This window comes from Vibrio brasiliensis LMG 20546 (assembly GCF_000189255.1).
GTDB lineage: Bacteria > Pseudomonadota > Gammaproteobacteria > Enterobacterales > Vibrionaceae > Vibrio > Vibrio brasiliensis.
Genome location: NZ_AEVS01000090.1, coordinates 27,841 through 44,266, shown reverse-complemented (window position 1 = coordinate 44,266; position 16,426 = coordinate 27,841). Strand labels below are relative to the sequence as shown.

Annotated in this window: 15 protein-coding genes; 10 read left to right on the top strand and 5 right to left on the bottom strand. The window is 45.9% G+C overall.

Features of this window, described 5'->3' with window-relative positions:
• On the top strand, positions 1-1,446 hold the full coding sequence (gene viaA, locus RH46_RS17645; RefSeq protein WP_006880880.1) for an ATPase RavA stimulator ViaA: 1,446 nt from the start codon (positions 1-3) through the stop codon (positions 1,444-1,446).
• Between the two features lie 43 nt (positions 1,447-1,489).
• On the opposite strand, the gene emrD is transcribed toward viaA, so the two are convergent.
• The 3 genes from emrD to RH46_RS17635 form a co-directional block, all read right to left on the bottom strand.
• Positions 1,490-2,695 carry a multidrug efflux MFS transporter EmrD gene (emrD, locus tag RH46_RS17640; protein WP_006880879.1) on the bottom strand — a complete coding sequence of 402 codons (1,206 nt, stop codon included), beginning with the start codon at positions 2,693-2,695 and terminating at the stop codon, positions 1,490-1,492.
• Positions 2,696-2,905: 210 nt separating this feature from the next.
• Positions 2,906-3,214 carry a cysteine-rich CWC family protein gene (locus RH46_RS21915; RefSeq protein ID WP_006880878.1) on the bottom strand — a complete coding sequence of 103 codons (309 nt, stop codon included), beginning with the start codon at positions 3,212-3,214 and terminating at the stop codon, positions 2,906-2,908.
• A 91-nt stretch (positions 3,215-3,305) separates the two neighbouring features.
• A complete protein-coding gene (locus tag RH46_RS17635; protein ID WP_174263851.1) occupies positions 3,306-4,238 on the bottom strand; it encodes a DMT family transporter in 933 nt (310 codons plus the stop codon).
• 146 nt (positions 4,239-4,384) lie between these two features.
• Between RH46_RS17635 and RH46_RS17630 the strand changes: the two genes are divergently transcribed.
• The gene (locus tag RH46_RS17630) at positions 4,385-4,849 is read left to right on the top strand and encodes an Lrp/AsnC family transcriptional regulator (RefSeq protein ID WP_006880876.1); all 465 of its coding nucleotides are present in this window, start codon (positions 4,385-4,387) and stop codon (positions 4,847-4,849) included.
• On the opposite strand, the gene RH46_RS17625 is transcribed toward RH46_RS17630, so the two are convergent.
• Positions 4,846-5,892 (bottom strand): GGDEF domain-containing protein, encoded by a 1,047-nt coding sequence (locus tag RH46_RS17625; protein WP_006880875.1) that lies wholly within the window; start codon positions 5,890-5,892, stop codon positions 4,846-4,848. The two genes, RH46_RS17630 and RH46_RS17625, sit on opposite strands and share 4 nt — an antisense overlap.
• Before the next feature lie 91 nt (positions 5,893-5,983).
• Complete coding sequence (locus tag RH46_RS17620; RefSeq protein WP_006880874.1) at positions 5,984-6,460, bottom strand: MarR family winged helix-turn-helix transcriptional regulator; 477 nt, start codon at positions 6,458-6,460, stop codon at positions 5,984-5,986.
• A gap of 384 nt (positions 6,461-6,844) precedes the next feature.
• On the opposite strand from RH46_RS17620, the gene RH46_RS17615 reads away from it, so the two are divergent.
• The 8 genes from RH46_RS17615 to choV all read left to right on the top strand — a co-directional run bounded on the left by RH46_RS17615 (position 6,845) and on the right by choV (position 16,353).
• The gene (locus tag RH46_RS17615) at positions 6,845-8,416 is read left to right on the top strand and encodes a BCCT family transporter (RefSeq protein ID WP_006880873.1); all 1,572 of its coding nucleotides are present in this window, start codon (positions 6,845-6,847) and stop codon (positions 8,414-8,416) included.
• A 182-nt stretch (positions 8,417-8,598) separates the two neighbouring features.
• A complete protein-coding gene (locus RH46_RS17610; RefSeq protein WP_006880872.1) occupies positions 8,599-9,012 on the top strand; it encodes a GFA family protein in 414 nt (137 codons plus the stop codon).
• A 487-nt stretch (positions 9,013-9,499) separates the two neighbouring features.
• Positions 9,500-10,096 carry a transcriptional regulator BetI gene (betI, locus tag RH46_RS17605; RefSeq protein ID WP_040896155.1) on the top strand — a complete coding sequence of 199 codons (597 nt, stop codon included), beginning with the start codon at positions 9,500-9,502 and terminating at the stop codon, positions 10,094-10,096.
• Between the two features lie 21 nt (positions 10,097-10,117).
• Complete coding sequence (gene betB, locus RH46_RS17600; protein WP_006880870.1) at positions 10,118-11,578, top strand: betaine-aldehyde dehydrogenase; 1,461 nt, start codon at positions 10,118-10,120, stop codon at positions 11,576-11,578.
• A gap of 24 nt (positions 11,579-11,602) precedes the next feature.
• Positions 11,603-13,303 carry a choline dehydrogenase gene (gene betA, locus RH46_RS17595; protein WP_006880869.1) on the top strand — a complete coding sequence of 567 codons (1,701 nt, stop codon included), beginning with the start codon at positions 11,603-11,605 and terminating at the stop codon, positions 13,301-13,303.
• A gap of 30 nt (positions 13,304-13,333) precedes the next feature.
• Positions 13,334-14,272, top strand: coding sequence for a choline ABC transporter substrate-binding protein (locus RH46_RS17590; RefSeq protein ID WP_006880868.1), 939 nt, complete (start codon positions 13,334-13,336; stop codon positions 14,270-14,272).
• 51 nt (positions 14,273-14,323) lie between these two features.
• Complete coding sequence (choW, locus tag RH46_RS17585) at positions 14,324-15,166, top strand: choline ABC transporter permease subunit (protein ID WP_006880867.1); 843 nt, start codon at positions 14,324-14,326, stop codon at positions 15,164-15,166.
• Positions 15,167-15,168: 2 nt separating this feature from the next.
• Positions 15,169-16,353, top strand: coding sequence for a choline ABC transporter ATP-binding protein (gene choV, locus RH46_RS17580; protein ID WP_006880866.1), 1,185 nt, complete (start codon positions 15,169-15,171; stop codon positions 16,351-16,353).
• The last annotated feature ends 73 nt before the right edge of the window (positions 16,354-16,426 follow it).

Below are 16,426 nucleotides of genomic sequence, written 5' to 3'. Positions count from 1 at the left end.
ATGTTAGGAGCCGACGGATTAAACTTAGCACTGGCCATTGCCGATTCAGGAATCATAGACACTGCGGTTAATGATCTGATGGCGCGTTCTCAGGTCATGGTGCTGGCCGAGAAGCGTGGGGTGAAAAGTTCAGTTAAAAACCATCTGCTGAAGTGGCGTGGTAGCGTTAAAAAGCGCATCACTAAGGTTTGTGAAACGGAACGTTTTCAACAAGAGCTGGCACTGTATCAGGAAGTGATTCATTGGGATGAAGCGAGATTTTTTGAAGAGATCCCGGAAGTCATTAAAAAGTTAGAGTGGCACTCGGCCTTCTATCTTAAAGCGCGTCGCCTTCTGGAAAAGAACAAGGGACTTAATAACCCAATGTTCCCTCACTATTTCTGTGATCAGTGGTATCAGAGTCTGTCTGATGCCTTACGTCAGGCACAGCTTTCAGAGCTAGAAGCGAATAAAGAGAAAGTGCTTAAAGACCTTTACCAACGCATGGAAACCATGAAGAACATGGATAAAGTGACGGAAGAAGGGGATGAAGGTAGCGTAGGTCGTTTATGGGATATGGCGTCTGCCAAGCTAAGTAAGTCTGATCTTTCTGTAATGAAACGTCATGCGGAATTCCTTAAAAAGAATAAAGGCTTGCAAGAGATAGCTGAACAACTTGGTCGTATGGCAGGGCAGGTTGATGATCCTGAACTCAATCGAGCTCCGGCTGAAGAGTTGCAAATGGTCGAAGAGAAATCAGATGAAGCTACCGATGATATTGTTGGTATTCATGAAAGCGACGACCTCAATAAGTTACTGCCGAACGAAACTATGTTTCTTGCTTATCCTGAGTTGGAAGTTGTCTTCTACAAACATCTGGTAGATAAGCGTCTGATGAATTATCGCATGCAGGGTAAGTCGAGAACCTTACGCAAAATTCGTGCGCAGCAACCTGATCACAAGCAAGTCGATGTTGAGAAAGGGCCGTTTATTGTTTGTGTCGATGCTTCTGGTTCAATGAGTGGCTTTCCGGAGCAATGTGCTAAGGCGATGGCGTATGCATTAATGCAGATTGCATTGGCAGAAGATCGCGATTGTTACGTTATTCTCTTTTCCACAGAACAAATTACTTATGAGTTGACTAAACAAGATGGTCTGCGTGAAGCGAGTGACTTTCTCACATACAGTTTCCACGGCGGTACCGATCTCGAACCTGTGCTGATGAAGTCAATCGATCTTATGTGTGGCGATAAGTATAAGAACGCTGATATGGTGGTGATTTCAGACTTTATCGCACCAAAGCAGTCGGATGAGATGGCACACAAGGTAGCGGAACTTAAAGCGCGTAAGAATCGTTTCCATGCCATTAGCTTGTCCAAGTACGGCAACCCAGAATTGATGACCATGTTCGATCATAACTGGGCTTATCACCCTAATCTGGTGGGGCGTCTGATGAAGAAATGGTAGTCGCTGACAAACAAAAAAGGAGCTCATTGAGCTCCTTTTTGCGTTATATCGCGAGTGGCATTTCGTTGGATGGATCGTGTTTACGGTAAACTCGAATCAGACCAAGCAGAGCGAGAATCGACATAATTAGCATCAGTGCGCCAAGCGGCATTTGATCTGGTGCCGGAATCATCGAAGCACCAAGGGTCGCCAAACCTGCACCTAAGTTTTGCATACCACCTAACACAGCACCGCCGGTGCCTGCGTGGTAAGGCAATGGTGACAGAGCACCCGTTGTTGCCGCCGGGAAAAGAATACCAGCACCTAAGAAATAAATGGTTGCTCCGCCAATCAATGTCAGAGCGCTTGTCTGACCCAGTAAGCCAGGTAGCAAGACCACCAGAGAACCTGCCATTATGGCAACCAGTCCAACACTCAGTGCACGTTTCTCGTTCTTTCTTGATGCAATGTAGCTTGAAAGCGCAGCACCGACCAAGTAGCCAGGGATAGGTAATACGAACAGTAAACTTACCGTCGTTGCAGGTAGTTTCAATACCCCACCAAGTAATACGCCTGCTGCAGCCTCAAAGATAGCGATACCAGAGAAGGTTGCAACCAAACAGATTAAATAGCCCTGAAAACGACGGTCCGACAGAACATAGCGGTAGCTGCTGGTGACCTTTTCATAGCGACGCTTCTCGCGAGGCAATGTCTCCATGAAACTGGTCATCATCGTAATCACAACCGCGATACCAAATAGTGCCAGGAACATGTAGCTTGAACGCCAGCCAAATGCTTCAGTCAGGTAGCCGCCCAGTACCGGAGCAATCAGAGGTGAAAAGATCACGCACATGCTGATTAGGCTATTAACCTTATGCAGTTCAGCACCATCGAACAGGTCACGAGTAAGTGTTCGCGACATAGCGCCGCCACAGCCAATCCCTAAGCCCTGAATGAAGCTACCGGCAAGAAACCAATCGTAATCGTGCGCAAAAAGAGCGACGAGTGTACCTGCAATATAGATAAGCAGACCAACAACAATGATTGGCTTACGACCCAAACGATCAGATAAAGGACCATAAACGAACTGCGAAAAACCGTAAGGAATTAGGTAACAGGCCATTACCGCTTGTAGTGCGGATGGACTAACCAAGAACTCACTTGCCATATGACCTATTGATGGGACATACATGGTTTGAGTCATTTGACCAACAGCAGTCAGAATAGCAATCAGAAAAGTTAACTTAATCACTTGAGTAGACGCAGACATTTCTACAACACCTAAATACAACGCGCAAAACATTAGCAATGCAGAAGCAAAGCTAATAACAAATACAAACAAAGGGGACTTTTAGGCGCGAGATATTAAAGGGGGTTAGATTATCTGGCAATGAAAAAGTGTGATCTAAAGCAAGATAAAAATTTGATATTTGGATTAGCAAAACTAATCCAAAAATAATAACTGCAGGTTAGTGAAAAATTATGCGAGGGGAAGCTTCGACAGGCATTTTCGACATAAGCATAATGTGTTGTCGGCTAGCTGAGAAGTATCCCGCTGTTCAATCTCGAAACACCAACATGTCGACTTACCCTGACTAATATCGCACTGGGCTGGTTGGTTACAGGATGGACAGCTATGGGTTGAGTTTGTGCTACTCACTTTTGCCATGATTTCATCACGCTCTTGATCGGTGAAGTGGCGCCAGTTGACGACTTCGTTCATGGTGCGGTAGCAACCACTGCAAATACCTTCATTGTTCTTACAGGCTGCGATACAAGGTGTTTTCACAGTTACAATCCATTTAGCGTCTGTTTAAGTTAAGGCTGAACTATACCGATTCCCGGCCTCAACTTCAAACGGCTCAATCGATCAGAGACCATCAGGCTTTGCTTTTAAATGAAGGCGGCTGGTATTGCAGTGAGGTGTCTTTCTTCATCAGGATGTTACTGGCAATCAAACTACCAACACAAATCAAGGACAGCGCCAGCCAGCCAAGTGGGGTCGGTTGTTCAGCAAATACGGGGATCGCCAGCAAGGTTGCAACTGCAGGGGTTGCGGCACCAAATGCAGCGGTACGTTCTGCTCCCAACACTGATATAGCGTGGAGGTACGTGAAAGCGGCAATAACACCCGCCCCGACACCTTGTAGCATCAAGTGACCGCTCAGTTGCTCCCATGGCCATTCGCTTACTGCGTGAGTATATAGATAGCTATCGAGTCCTCCGCCAAGGATAACAAGCAGCAAGGCAATCGTAGACATTAGGGCAATCAGACCAGATGCGGCAAGTGGGTTCAGATTGGAAACACGTGCGCAGATAGTGAAAGTCGCCCACATAGCGCTACCGATCAGAAATAACAGGTGGCCTTGCAACAGCTGGCTATCAGCATGGCTAAAGCTTTGCGCCAAAAATGTACCAATACCAATCATAACCAGAATTAAACCAAAGATGCGGTGACTACTCAGGGGCTGTTTAAAGAGAACGACTGCGATTCCGGAGACAAATAGTGGCAGGGTACCGGGAACAAGAGCGCTACCATCAGACACTGGAGCGAACGTCATCCCAGTCCCGGCGACGAGCAGATAGGGCAGACCGCTACCGATAAACATACCAAGTAAGTAACGCTTGGGTACGGCAATGATTTGTTGTCTCGCTTTATACACCAGAGGCAAGAGAATCAAGCAAGGGATAACAAAGCGGGTTAAGGCAATATCAGCAGTGAGTAGCTCAGAATGAGCTCCGCTTCTTAATGACAGGAAAAAGCCAGACCAGAGCAAAAGGGTGGCAATCATTGCCAGGTATCCAGAAACCATATCCATACGTTACCTTGATTAGAATTATGATCATTATGGAATGTAAATAGAGGTTAAATCTGGCAATATTAAGTGATAAATTAAAATAATTTAGTGGTTTCAATCAATATTTGAACTCAAATTGATTGAAACAGGCGTGAGGTATTATGGATAGAATAGATAAGCATATTTTAAGGCTGCTACAACAGGATGCTCGTCAGGCAACAGCGGAAATCGCTGATAAGGTCGGCTTGTCAGCTTCACCATGTGCAAGAAGAATTAAACGGCTTGAAGAACAGGGGATCATCGCCAATTATCGCGCCAGCTTGAACAAAGATCGGATTGGCGTCGGGATGACGGTGTTTGTCGAAGTGAGCTTAAACAATCACCAGGCTGCCAGTATCGATGACTTCGAACATGCAATTCAGGAGATGGACGAGGTGATTAGCTGCCACGTGGTGTCCGGAGCGTATGATTACTTGCTAGAGGTGGTAAGCCATGATCTCGCTGGTTACGAATCGTTTACGCGTAAGCTGCAGCGTCTGGAAAATGTCAAAGATATCCACACCCACTTAGCGATTAGACAGGTGAAAGGTGGCAGTGAGCTGCCTATCTTTACAGGAAGCAACTAACCAGCGTTTTCCTGATGTTGTGGCGAAAGCGGAGCTGCTTGATATGCATCGTCAGCACCGTAGCGGGTCATTCGGTTGCGTCCGGCTCTCTTGGACTGATACAAAGCCAGGTCGGCACGCTTAATCCACTCTCTGGCTTGTTCTGATGGCTGACACTCAGCAATGCCGATGCTAATGGTAATCGGCTGTTCACTTGGACTGGGTAGTTGACGAACTCTATTGAGAATACGGCTGCTCTTCTCCTCTGCTAATAATTGATCTTTGCCATGATGAAGCAGCAGAAATTCATCGCCACCAAGGCGGAAAAGCTTATCGTCGAGCTCCATTTCTTGTTGGATGCAAGCTGCAATTGAAATCAGAACACGGTCTCCAACATCATGACCAAATAGGTCATTCACATATTTAAAGTTATCGACGTCGATTAAAGACAGACTAGAGCAAGGATAGTGTTCAATAGCGCTCTCTAATGAATCATTGAGTTCGTGACGATTATAAACACCTGTCAGGGCGTCTTTCACTAACAGGGTACGTAGCTCAACTTGCAACGCACGTATAGCTTGGACAACCACGTGAACAATAATAGCGGTCACTATTAGCGAGATGACGTAACGCAATGTTACGGCGACGTCCTGATGCATCAGCGCGGCGAAGCCTGAGCCGGAAATCATAATGAAATTAGAAGTAATGGCTTCTCTTTTGGGAAGAAGAAATATCAGGCTGATTAAGATCGGGTAGATCCAATAGGTCGCCAGAGTGCCGAATACCCGGACAGCCAGAACCGCAGATATGAGGAGAAGTACCAGGGGCAGGTAATGACTGAAGAGACTTATTCGATTGTAGATGATGGCTGTGATTTCGAGTAGTAGAGATATCTCGAAAGCCAGTAAAACCATGCCTAGCATGATTTCACCAGCAATTATATTTTTAATTCCGAGTGGAACGAAGATTATCAGAGTGATGGCGGCGATAATCTTGAGGAGTTGCTTCTGCTTAGCTAAGTCGAGTATCGCCTCGTCATTTATATCTGGTAACGTCTTGCTCATAGCCATCACACCTTACAAACCGGAACAACATTTTTAGATGTTTACCTTTAAACGTAAGCGTAAAGTGGGGGGAAAGCAAACCAGTAACTGATTATTCCGGCTTAGTAATACTGCCGAGTTCGAGAACCGGAGCTACATCGATATCTTCAGCGTTCATCATCGATGAAATACGCTGCACAGACGAAAGTAGTAGTGACTGCTCCCACTCTTCCAGACGTTGAAACTTGGTAATGAAGCTTTGCTGTAGAGGGGTTGGGGCGTTATCCAACAGTTTCTTACCTTCATCGGTAAGATAAGCATGAACTTTACGTTTATCTTTACTACTACGAACGCGCTGGACCAAACCATTACGCTCTAAACGATCAAGAATCGTTGTCGCGGTTGCCTGACTCATATTCGTATGGTCAGAAAGCTGACGAATTGTTACTTCCCCAAGTTCTCGAATAGAACGCATCAATATCAGTTGCGGGCCCGTTAATCCAGACTCTTTACTTAGCTTCTTAGAGTGTAAATCAATTGCTCGAATGATCTGACGAATCGAGATTAGGACTTCTTCATGCTTTTCCAATGCGGTTCCTTAGTAAGTCGAGAGTTATTTAGTCAAGAAAAGTAGGCAAAAATACATGAAATAGAAGACGAAAAAAAGCCTCTATTATCACAAATGAACAAGCCAAATATGTAATTACTGTTATAAATATTAGTGTAATTATTTAGTGTACGAACATTATCAAATGTTAAGTGTATCTTAAATTGCTCAAAACATAATCGGTCGCGTGGCGATTTTCCTAAATTGTGTCCAAAAAACAGCTTATTAGTGGAACAAAACGACAAGAAGCGTACAATAATGAGAGGTGTATCAGATTGTAACTAGCAGAAAATCATTTTTAACTCTAATGATTTCCTTGAATGGACACGCTGTTACGCATCGGAAATAAGATGCTAGAGAGGAACGATGACTAAAGGCATAGATAAGTACAGTATCGATAGTACCGACTACACAATCGGTCAGGATAACGTACAGAAGTGGGGATTTGACGTGCACAATCCAGTGTTTGGCTGGAGTGCGAGTCTAATAGCGATATTTTTAATTGCTGTATTGGTTATGGATGCAGAGTCAGCGAAAGCGACACTGGATGGTATCAAGTGGCAGATCATTGGTAGCTTTGACTGGTTGTTTATCTGGTCAGGGAACATCTTTGTTATTTTCTGTCTGGCGCTGATTGCGTCACCATTAGGTAAGATCCGTCTTGGTGGTAATGACGCAACGGCTGACTATTCATACTTATCATGGCTGTCGATGCTTTTCGCAGCAGGTATGGGTATCGGCCTGATGTTCTGGAGTGTGGCTGAACCTGTCGCTTACTTCACCGGATGGTATGAGACTCCGCTGGGTGTTGAAGCGAATTCACCTGAAGCGGCTAAACTTGCTCTTGGCGCGACCATGTTCCACTGGGGTCTGCACCCATGGGCTATTTATGGTGTTGTCGCACTGTCACTTGCGTTTTTCGCCTACAACAAAGGCTTACCACTTTCGATTCGCTCTATTTTCTACCCACTGCTTGGCGATCGCGCCTGGGGTTGGGCTGGTCACATCGTTGATATTTTAGCGGTACTGGCTACTCTGTTCGGTCTGGCGACTTCATTAGGTCTGGGTGCGCAGCAAGCTGCGAGTGGTATTCACCATGTATTTGGCATCGAGTCTGGCTTAGGTTTGCAGATCGTTGTGATTACCGCTGTAACATTGCTTGCCGTGGTATCTGTTATCCGTGGTATTGATGGTGGTGTAAAGGTCATCAGTAACATCAACATGATCGTTGCATTCTTACTGCTGATTCTGGTTGCATTAATTGGCTATGCTATCGTCGTCGGCAACATTGGTACCACGTTAATGGCTTACCTGGAGAACTTAATTCCTCTAAGTAACCCTCACGGCCGTGAAGATGAAGCTTGGTTCCAGGGCTGGACTGTATTCTACTGGGCTTGGTGGATCTCTTGGTCACCATTTGTAGGTATGTTCATCGCTCGCGTTTCTAAAGGTCGTACCGTACGTGAGTTCATTACCGCAGTCTTGTTGGTACCAACAGCAGTAACGCTACTTTGGATGTCGACCTTTGGTGGCATGGCGATTGATCAAGTGATCAATAACGTTGGCGAACTGGGTAGTGAAGGTCTTACTGATGTATCGCTAGCCATGTTCCAAATGTTTGATGTGCTTCCTTATGGTTCGATCCTGTCAGTGATTGCTATCATTCTGGTATTGGTATTCTTTATCACTTCATCAGATTCTGGCTCACTGGTTATCGACAGCATTACCGCTGGTGGTAAAGTGGACGCTCCTGTAATCCAGCGTGTTTTCTGGGCCTTTATGGAAGGTGCTATCGCAGTCGCGCTATTGTGGATTGGTGGTTCTGAAGCGGTACAGGCATTGCAGGCGGGTGCTATCTCGACGGCACTACCATTCACCATCGTATTGCTATTGATGTGTGTAAGCTTGCTAATGGGCATGCGTACTGAACGTCGATAGACAAGCAACTAAGTGCTAGAGAAGGGGACGATTTTCGTCCCCTTTTTATTTGCTTGAAATCCAATGAATTACTTAGATTTACACTGTTAATTATTCTCATAATCGGACAGTGAACTCGCTGGTATTTCGTCTATAAAATCGTTACTGTGATGAATAGACAGACAACTAGTGAGGCATAGGATATGAGTTATTTAGTCGAAGGATCTTGTCAGTGTGGGCAGGTGGAATACAAGTTACATCAGCCACCTAAGGTGGTAATGGCTTGCCATTGCAGAGAGTGTCAGAAGCTCTCTACGGCACCTTTTAGCGTTACTGCGGTAGTCGCCTCCAAAGACATTGAGTTTAAAGGCGAGCTTAAAGAGTGGCAGAGAATGGCTGAAAGTGGCAACAAGAACTTCGCTAAATTCTGTCCGGAATGTGGTAACAGAATCTATCATTTTAATCCGGACGATATGTCGACCATTAAATTAAAACTTAAATCAAACCATTCTGGTGACGACACAATTTTCGAACCTACTGCCCATGTATGGGTTAGTGAAAAGCAAGACTGGTATCAAGTTCCTACAGGTGTCCCATGCTTTGATAAGCAGCCTTAGTTCTAAATACTCCAGTTCTTGCAACATCATTCTTTTGAAAGGCGCCATTAGGGCGCATTTTTTATGCACGGCTTTGGCCGCCGATCCACATCCCATCAAGTCGCTGTGTTTTGGTTGGGTGAAAAACAACCAATATCTAATAAATTAAATTATTAGTACTCGAATTTTTAAATCAATAAACAATTCCTTTTGGTTGGCAAAGTGAGGGCGCTTTTTTTGTTGTCGACTTGTAATTCTTGTGTTCTCGATTTTTTCTGTAATTTTATTTAAATCAATATCTTGAATCTTATTTGATTGCTGTTCTTAGGTTGCTGGCGCCATTTGTAATTTAATTGTAACAAGTGATAAACGCTTAGATGTCGCATGGTTTTGCTGCAGGATATTATCCTGAAACGCTCTGTTTTTATAAAATTGATTTGAGTTCTAAGTAATTTTGAGGCATTTTATATTTAACTGAACGTTCAATAAAAAATAAAAGGTGCCATTTATGCCCAAGGTAGGGATGCCAAGCATACGCAAGCCACAACTCGTGCAAGCGACGATGAGAGTGATAGACAGGGTGGGTTTACACTCAGCCAGTATTGCTTTGATCAGCAAAGAAGCTGGCGTGTCTACAGGTATCATCAACCATTACTTTGGCGGCAAGCATGGTCTTCTTGAAGAGACGATGAGGGAAATACTTCGTCAGTTGTCACGTACGGTAACTGAACGCCTGAGTACGATTCCTAAAGATGCGCATCAGCAAAGAATCAACGCAATTATTGATGGCAACTTTGTTGGTTATCAGGCGGAAAACAAAGTAGCAAAGACCTGGCTGGCTTTCTGGTCATACTCTGTTCACGATCCTGAGTTGCACCGATTACAAAAGGTCAATGAAAAGCGTTTGCTTTCCCACCTGAAAATTGAACTCAAAGCATTATTCGATAAAGAGCAGGCTGAGTTAATTGCTCATGCTATTGCAGCACTCATAGATGGAATCTGGCTACGTGGAACGCTCAACCCACAAGGCATAGATGCGCACAAAGCGCGGCTAATCATCAACGATTATCTCGATAAGCAGCTCACATTCTACTCACAAAAATAGTTATAGAAGTCAGATCTTTACATGGAAATGAAATCATTATTTATCGATGGTCAAGCTTGCAAAGCGACATCGAACCAAAGTTTTGTTACTTACAACCCGGCTAACGGTGAACCTCTTGCTGAAGTGGGACAGGCTAGCGAGCAGGATTTAGCTCGTGCAATTGAATCTGCTAAGCAGGGTTTCAAGGTCTGGTCGGCGATGACGGCAACAGAACGTAGCCGTATTCTGCTAAAAGCCGTAGCGATTTTACGTCAGCGCAATGATGAACTCGCTGCGTTGGAAGTCGCTGATACAGGCAAGCCTCTTCAGGAGGCGATTGCCGTTGATATCGAAACGGGTGCAGATGTGATTGAGTATTTTGCTGGTTTGGCGCCTGCTCTGCAGGGTGAACAGCAGCCTTTGAGTGAGACTCAGTTTTTCTATACTCGTCGTGAACCACTCGGTATCTGCGCTGGCATCGGGGCGTGGAACTACCCAATTCAAATCGCGATGTGGAAATCTGCACCGGCACTTGCGGCGGGCAATGTAATGATCTTTAAACCTTCGGAAGAGACGCCGCTTAGCGCGCTGAAGCTGGCAGAGATCTTTACTGAAGCAGGTCTTCCAGATGGTGTTTTCAATGTACTTCAAGGCGACCACCGTGTCGGTCAAATGCTGACTGCTCACCCAGAGATAGCCAAAGTGTCATTCACTGGTGAATCAGGTACCGGGAAACTGGTTATGGCTGACAGCGCCAAAACTCTTAAGCAAGTGACGATGGAGTTGGGTGGCAAGTCGCCAATGATCATTTTCGATGATGCTAAGTTAGATGATGCCGTTTCTGCGGCGATGGTTGCTAACTTTTACACCCAAGGTGAGGTGTGTACCCATGGTACGCGCGTCTTCGTCCATGAATCTATTCACGACGCTTTTGTCACTCAGTTAAAACAGCGTACCGAAAAGCTGATAGTTGGTGATCCTATGGACATGGACACCCAAATTGGTGCTCTGATTTCCAAGCAGCACCTTGCAAAGGTTCTTGAAGCGATCGAATCGGCGAAACAAAGTAAAGCGACATTGCTGACAGGCGGTTATCAGGTAACGGATAACGGTCTTGAAAAGGGTAACTTTGTTGCTCCGACTGTCTTTATCGATTGTGAAGATGATATGAGCTATGTTCAGAGCGAAATTTTCGGTCCGGTAATGTCGGTGCTCAAGTTCAGTGACGAAGAGCAGGTTATCACACGGGCAAACGATACTGATTATGGCTTAGCGGCAGGTATCTTTACTCAAGATCTTTCTCGTGCCCATCGCGTTATTCATCAGCTTCAGGCAGGTATCTGTTGGGTTAATACCTGGGGTGATTCTCCTGCAGAAATGCCGGTCGGTGGCTACAAGCATTCAGGCATAGGTCGTGAAAACGGACCGGAAACGTTACGTCATTACACCCAGACCAAGAGTGTGCTGATTGAACTTGGCGGTTACGAAAGCCCTTACGCATAAACGCTGATATTACGGAGAATCTCAATGCAACAAAGCTACGATTATATCATCGTTGGCGCAGGGTCGGCTGGCTGTGTACTGGCAGACCGACTAAGCGAAAGCGGGCAGCATAAGGTGCTGCTGCTCGAAGCCGGTGGTACAGACAAGAGCATCTTTATCCAGATGCCGACGGCACTCTCATACCCGATGAACAGCGAACGTTACGCATGGCAGTTCGAAACCGAACAAGAAAGTGGCCTCGACGGACGTAAGCTCCACTGTCCACGCGGTAAAGTTCTGGGTGGTAGCTCTTCGATTAACGGTATGGTTTATGTTCGCGGCCACGCTTGTGACTTTGATGAGTGGGAACAGAATGGTGCTCAGGGCTGGAACTATCAAGGGTGTCTGCCTTATTTCAAAAAGGCAGAAACTTGGATCGGTGGTAGCGACGATTATCGAGGCGGTGAAGGTCCGTTAGGCACATGCGCGGGTAATGACATGGCGATGAACCCTCTCTACCAAGCGTTTATTGATGCTGGTAAGGATGCGGGCTATCCGGAAACTTCCGACTATAACGGCTATCAGCAAGAGGGCTTTGGTCCGATGCACATGACGGTTGATAAAGGTGTGCGCGCCTCAACGTCAAATGCTTACCTGAGAAGAGCTCTGAAACGTTCAAACCTGACTCTGATTAAAGGCGTTGTGGTGCGAAAAGTACTGCTTGAAGGGCAAAAAGCGCTAGGCGTTGAGTACCAAAAATCGGGCAAAGTGACACAGTGTTTTGCTGAAAAAGAGGTAATCTCAAGCGCAGGTTCGATCGGTTCCCCACATCTACTGCAACTGTCGGGCATTGGCCCAGAGGCGGTACTGAAAAAGGCGGGAGTATCGGTCGAGCACGATCTACCGGGTGTAGGTCAGAACCTTCAAGATCACTTGGAAGTGTACTTCCAGTATCACTGTAATCAACCTATCACGCTTAACAGCAAGCTTGGCTTAGTGAGTAAAGCCAAGATTGGTACTGAGTGGATTCTCACTCGCAAAGGATTGGGTGCAACTAACCACTTCGAGTCATGTGCGTTTATCCGATCTCGTAAAGGGCTGAAGTGGCCAAATATTCAATATCACTTTCTGCCAGCAGCTATGCGTTATGACGGTCGCGCTGCATTTGATGGCCATGGCTTCCAGGTTCATGTCGGGCCAAACAAGCCCGAAAGCCGTGGTAGCGTCGAAATCACTTCGGCTAATCCGAGCGAAGCGCCAAAAATTGAATTCAACTATATCTCAACAGAACAGGATCGTCAGGACTGGCGTGATTGTATTCGCCTCACTCGTGAAATTCTCCAACAACCCGCTATGGACTCATTCCGTGGTGATGAGATTCAGCCGGGCCTCGCGATCACCAGTGATGAAGCGATTGATGAGTGGGTTAAGAGCAATGTAGAAAGTGCATATCACCCTTCGTGTAGCTGCAAAATGGGTGCAGACGATGACCCTATGGCGGTACTTGACGATCAGTGTCGTGTACGCGGAATTGAGTCATTACGCGTGGTCGATTCATCTGTTTTCCCAACCATTCCTAATGGCAACCTCAATGCGCCAACCATCATGGTGGCAGAGCGAGCTGCGGACATGATCTTAGGTAAGCCATTGCTTAAACCAGAACAGAAGCCTGTTTGGTTAGCACCTGACTGGCAGCACCAGCAACGTATTAATACACCGAAAAGAGCTGTGGAATCAGCTCAATAAATAGTCAGTACTCATTACAAGGAATCCAATATGTCTATGATGACAAAAACTCTTACTACTCTGGCAATCAGTAGCTTTGCGGTAAACGCATACGCAAACCAGTGTGAAACTGTACGTTTTGCTGATGTCGGCTGGACCGATATCACTGCAACAACCGCAGTAACATCTGAACTGCTAAAAGGTATGGGATACAAAACTAAAACTGACCTGCTATCTGTGCCAGTGACATACTCTTCAATGGCGAACGGCGATATCGATATCTTCCTTGGCAACTGGATGCCAACTATGGAGGGAGATATCGCTAAATACCGTGAAGCGGGCAGTGTTGAAACCGTTCGTGCAAACCTTGAAGGCGCTAAGTACACCCTTGCTGTACCAAAATATGTTTACGACGCTGGCGTAAAAAGCTTTGCCGATCTTGTCAAGCATAGCGACAAATTCAAAGACCGTATCTACGGTATCGAACCGGGTAACGATGGTAACCGTCTGATTCAGTCAATGATCGATAGCGATGCATTTGGTCTTAAAGATTTCAGTCTGGTTGAGTCCAGCGAAGCGGGCATGGTTTCACAGGTAACACGCGCAGTACGTCGTAACCAGTGGATCGTTTATCTTGGTTGGGCTCCGCACCCAATGAACAGCAATGTAGAAATGGCTTATCTGGCTGGTGGTGACGACTTCTTTGGTCCGAACTATGGTGGTGCAAATGTTTACACTAACGTGCGTGCTAACTACCTGTCTGAGTGTAAAAACGTAGGTCAAATGCTTAAGAACCTTGAGTTCAGTCTGGAGATGGAAAACCAACTAATGGAAGCGATTCTTAACCAGAACGTTAAACCATCAAAAGCGGCGCAGCAGTGGCTAAAAGAGAATCCGCAGCAAGTTGAAGCATGGCTGAAAGGTGTGAAAACACTGAGTGGCGACGATGCAGCAGCAGCGGTAAACAGCTACATCAAGTCAAACGCGTAATGTGATTAGGTGGGGCGGCACTGTCGTCTCACCTTAAAGTAAGGTTTTAAAGTGAATTTTATTACAAACAACAAAATCCCTGTGGGTGAATGGATGGAAACGGGCGTTGACTGGCTGACTCTCAATGCTGCTGGTTTCTTTGATGCCATTTCAATTTTTCTGGAAACCGTCATTCTTTTTGTTGTCGATATATTTAAATGGATGCCGCCAGCCCTGCCAATTCTGATGACAGCTGCGATTGCCTGGTATCTGCATAGAAGCATCCCTTTGATGCTGTTTATCGTTGGCGCATTGCTAACAATCTTAAACCTCGGTTATTGGCAGGAAATGCTGGAAACCTTTGTTCTTGTCTTTGCAGCGACAACGATTTCCGTATTAATTGGCGTTCCGATTGGAATTATGGCATCTCATCGCCCATGGCTTTACACCTTGTTGCGGCCCATTCTGGATTTGATGCAAACCGTACCTACTTTCGTTTACCTGATCCCGACTCTGGTTCTGTTTGGACTGGGTATTGTTCCTGGACTGATCTCGACGATTATCTTCGCCATTGCGGCGCCGATTCGTCTGACATATTTGGGGATGACCAAAGTTCCTGAAGAGCTTATAGAGGCCGGTAAAGCGTTTGGTGCCAGCCGGATGAAGCTATTGTTTAAAGTCGAGTTACCCGCCGCTATGCCAAGTATTATGGCAGGTGTGACTCAATGTATCATGCTGTCGTTATCTATGGTTGTAATCGCCGCACTTGTCGGCGCTGACGGTCTGGGCAAACCTGTGGTTCGAGCTCTGAATACCGTTAATATCTCGCAAGGGTTCGAAGCGGGCCTTGCTATTGTATTGGTTGCGATCATTCTTGACCGTCTATGTAAAACTCCTAACCAGAAAGAGGCGTAATTATGGATGCTATTACAATTAACAATCTGGATGTGGTGTTTGGCGACAAGCAACAGTTGGCACTCAACCTGCTGGATGAAGGAAAATCACGCCAGCAAATTATTGATGAAACTGGTCAGGTAGTGGGCGTAGACAATGTCTCTCTGACGGTCAGGGAAGGTGAAATCTGCGTATTAATGGGACTTTCTGGTTCAGGAAAATCTAGCCTGTTACGTGCGGTCAATGGTCTAAATGAGATCAGCCGAGGCTCACTTGAGATTAAAGATGGTGATCAGGTCGTTGATCTTGCCAATTGTGATGAAGAAACCTTACGCCACCTGCGCACCCATCGTGTTTCTATGGTGTTTCAGAAGTTTGCACTGATGCCATGGCTGACTGTACTGGATAACGTTGCTTTCGGTCTGGAAATGAAAGGCATGGCAAAAGCGCAGCGCCGTGAGAAAGCTCGCGAGCAACTGGAAATGGTTGGTCTGGCGGAATGGGAAAGCAAATATCCTCACGAGTTGTCTGGTGGTATGCAGCAAAGGGTCGGCCTAGCTCGCGCTTTCGCAATGGATACCGATATCTTGTTGATGGACGAGCCTTTTTCTGCACTGGATCCGCTAATTCGCGCTCAGTTGCAGGATGAGCTGATTCAACTGCAGAACAAACTGAACAAGACCATCTTATTTGTTAGCCATGATTTGGACGAAGCATTAAAAATTGGCAACAATATTGCGATCATGGAATCAGGAAAGCTGATTCAACATGGTAAACCTGAGAACATTGTTCTTGCGCCAGAGACTGAATACGTAAAGGACTTTGTTGCTCACACTAATCCGCTTAATGTCCTGAAAGGGCGTTCACTGATGCAGGCACGCGAAGAGCTCACTCAACGCGATGATAAATGGCAAATCTGTTCTGCTGAGCAGTTATGGGTCGAAGAGAGCTCAAATGGTTTGAGCTTGGTGGATTCTAGCAAGACCTTGATTAACTGGAGCGATAACTCCGTCGCCATTGAAGATATTGATAGTTCTATGGTGGTTCTGGCGAGCCCGGAAATTGGCATGCGCGAAGCGATTGAATTAAAGCAGCGCAGCAACCAGCCGATTCTGCTAGTTGAAGAAGACGAGTTGGTCGGTGTGCTTTCGGATAATGAGCTTTATGATGCACTACTAGGCAACTTTAAGACTAAGAAAGTCGCCTGACGCCACTGCTCGGATTTAATAGCATGAGAGTGTAAAAGCCCGCGGGAGATGCCGCGGGCTTTTTGCTTAGATA

What these genes read in the sequence shown, in the direction of transcription:
- RH46_RS17630 (WP_006880876.1), top strand. Translation starts at nt 4,385, where the DNA reads ATGGATAGAATAGATAAGCATATTTTAAGGCTGCTACAACAGGATGCT.
- choV (WP_006880866.1), top strand. Translation starts at nt 15,169, where the DNA reads ATGGATGCTATTACAATTAACAATCTGGATGTGGTGTTTGGCGACAAG.
- RH46_RS17615 (WP_006880873.1), top strand. Translation starts at nt 6,845, where the DNA reads ATGACTAAAGGCATAGATAAGTACAGTATCGATAGTACCGACTACACA.
- RH46_RS17610 (WP_006880872.1), top strand. Translation starts at nt 8,599, where the DNA reads ATGAGTTATTTAGTCGAAGGATCTTGTCAGTGTGGGCAGGTGGAATAC.
- RH46_RS17635 (WP_174263851.1), bottom strand. Translation starts at nt 4,238, where the DNA reads ATGGTTTCTGGATACCTGGCAATGATTGCCACCCTTTTGCTCTGGTCT.
- betI (WP_040896155.1), top strand. Translation starts at nt 9,500, where the DNA reads ATGCCCAAGGTAGGGATGCCAAGCATACGCAAGCCACAACTCGTGCAA.
- RH46_RS17590 (WP_006880868.1), top strand. Translation starts at nt 13,334, where the DNA reads ATGTCTATGATGACAAAAACTCTTACTACTCTGGCAATCAGTAGCTTT.
- RH46_RS17625 (WP_006880875.1), bottom strand. Translation starts at nt 5,892, where the DNA reads ATGAGCAAGACGTTACCAGATATAAATGACGAGGCGATACTCGACTTA.
- betA (WP_006880869.1), top strand. Translation starts at nt 11,603, where the DNA reads ATGCAACAAAGCTACGATTATATCATCGTTGGCGCAGGGTCGGCTGGC.
- emrD (WP_006880879.1), bottom strand. Translation starts at nt 2,695, where the DNA reads ATGTCTGCGTCTACTCAAGTGATTAAGTTAACTTTTCTGATTGCTATT.
- viaA (WP_006880880.1), top strand. Translation starts at nt 1, where the DNA reads ATGTTAGGAGCCGACGGATTAAACTTAGCACTGGCCATTGCCGATTCA.
- betB (WP_006880870.1), top strand. Translation starts at nt 10,118, where the DNA reads ATGGAAATGAAATCATTATTTATCGATGGTCAAGCTTGCAAAGCGACA.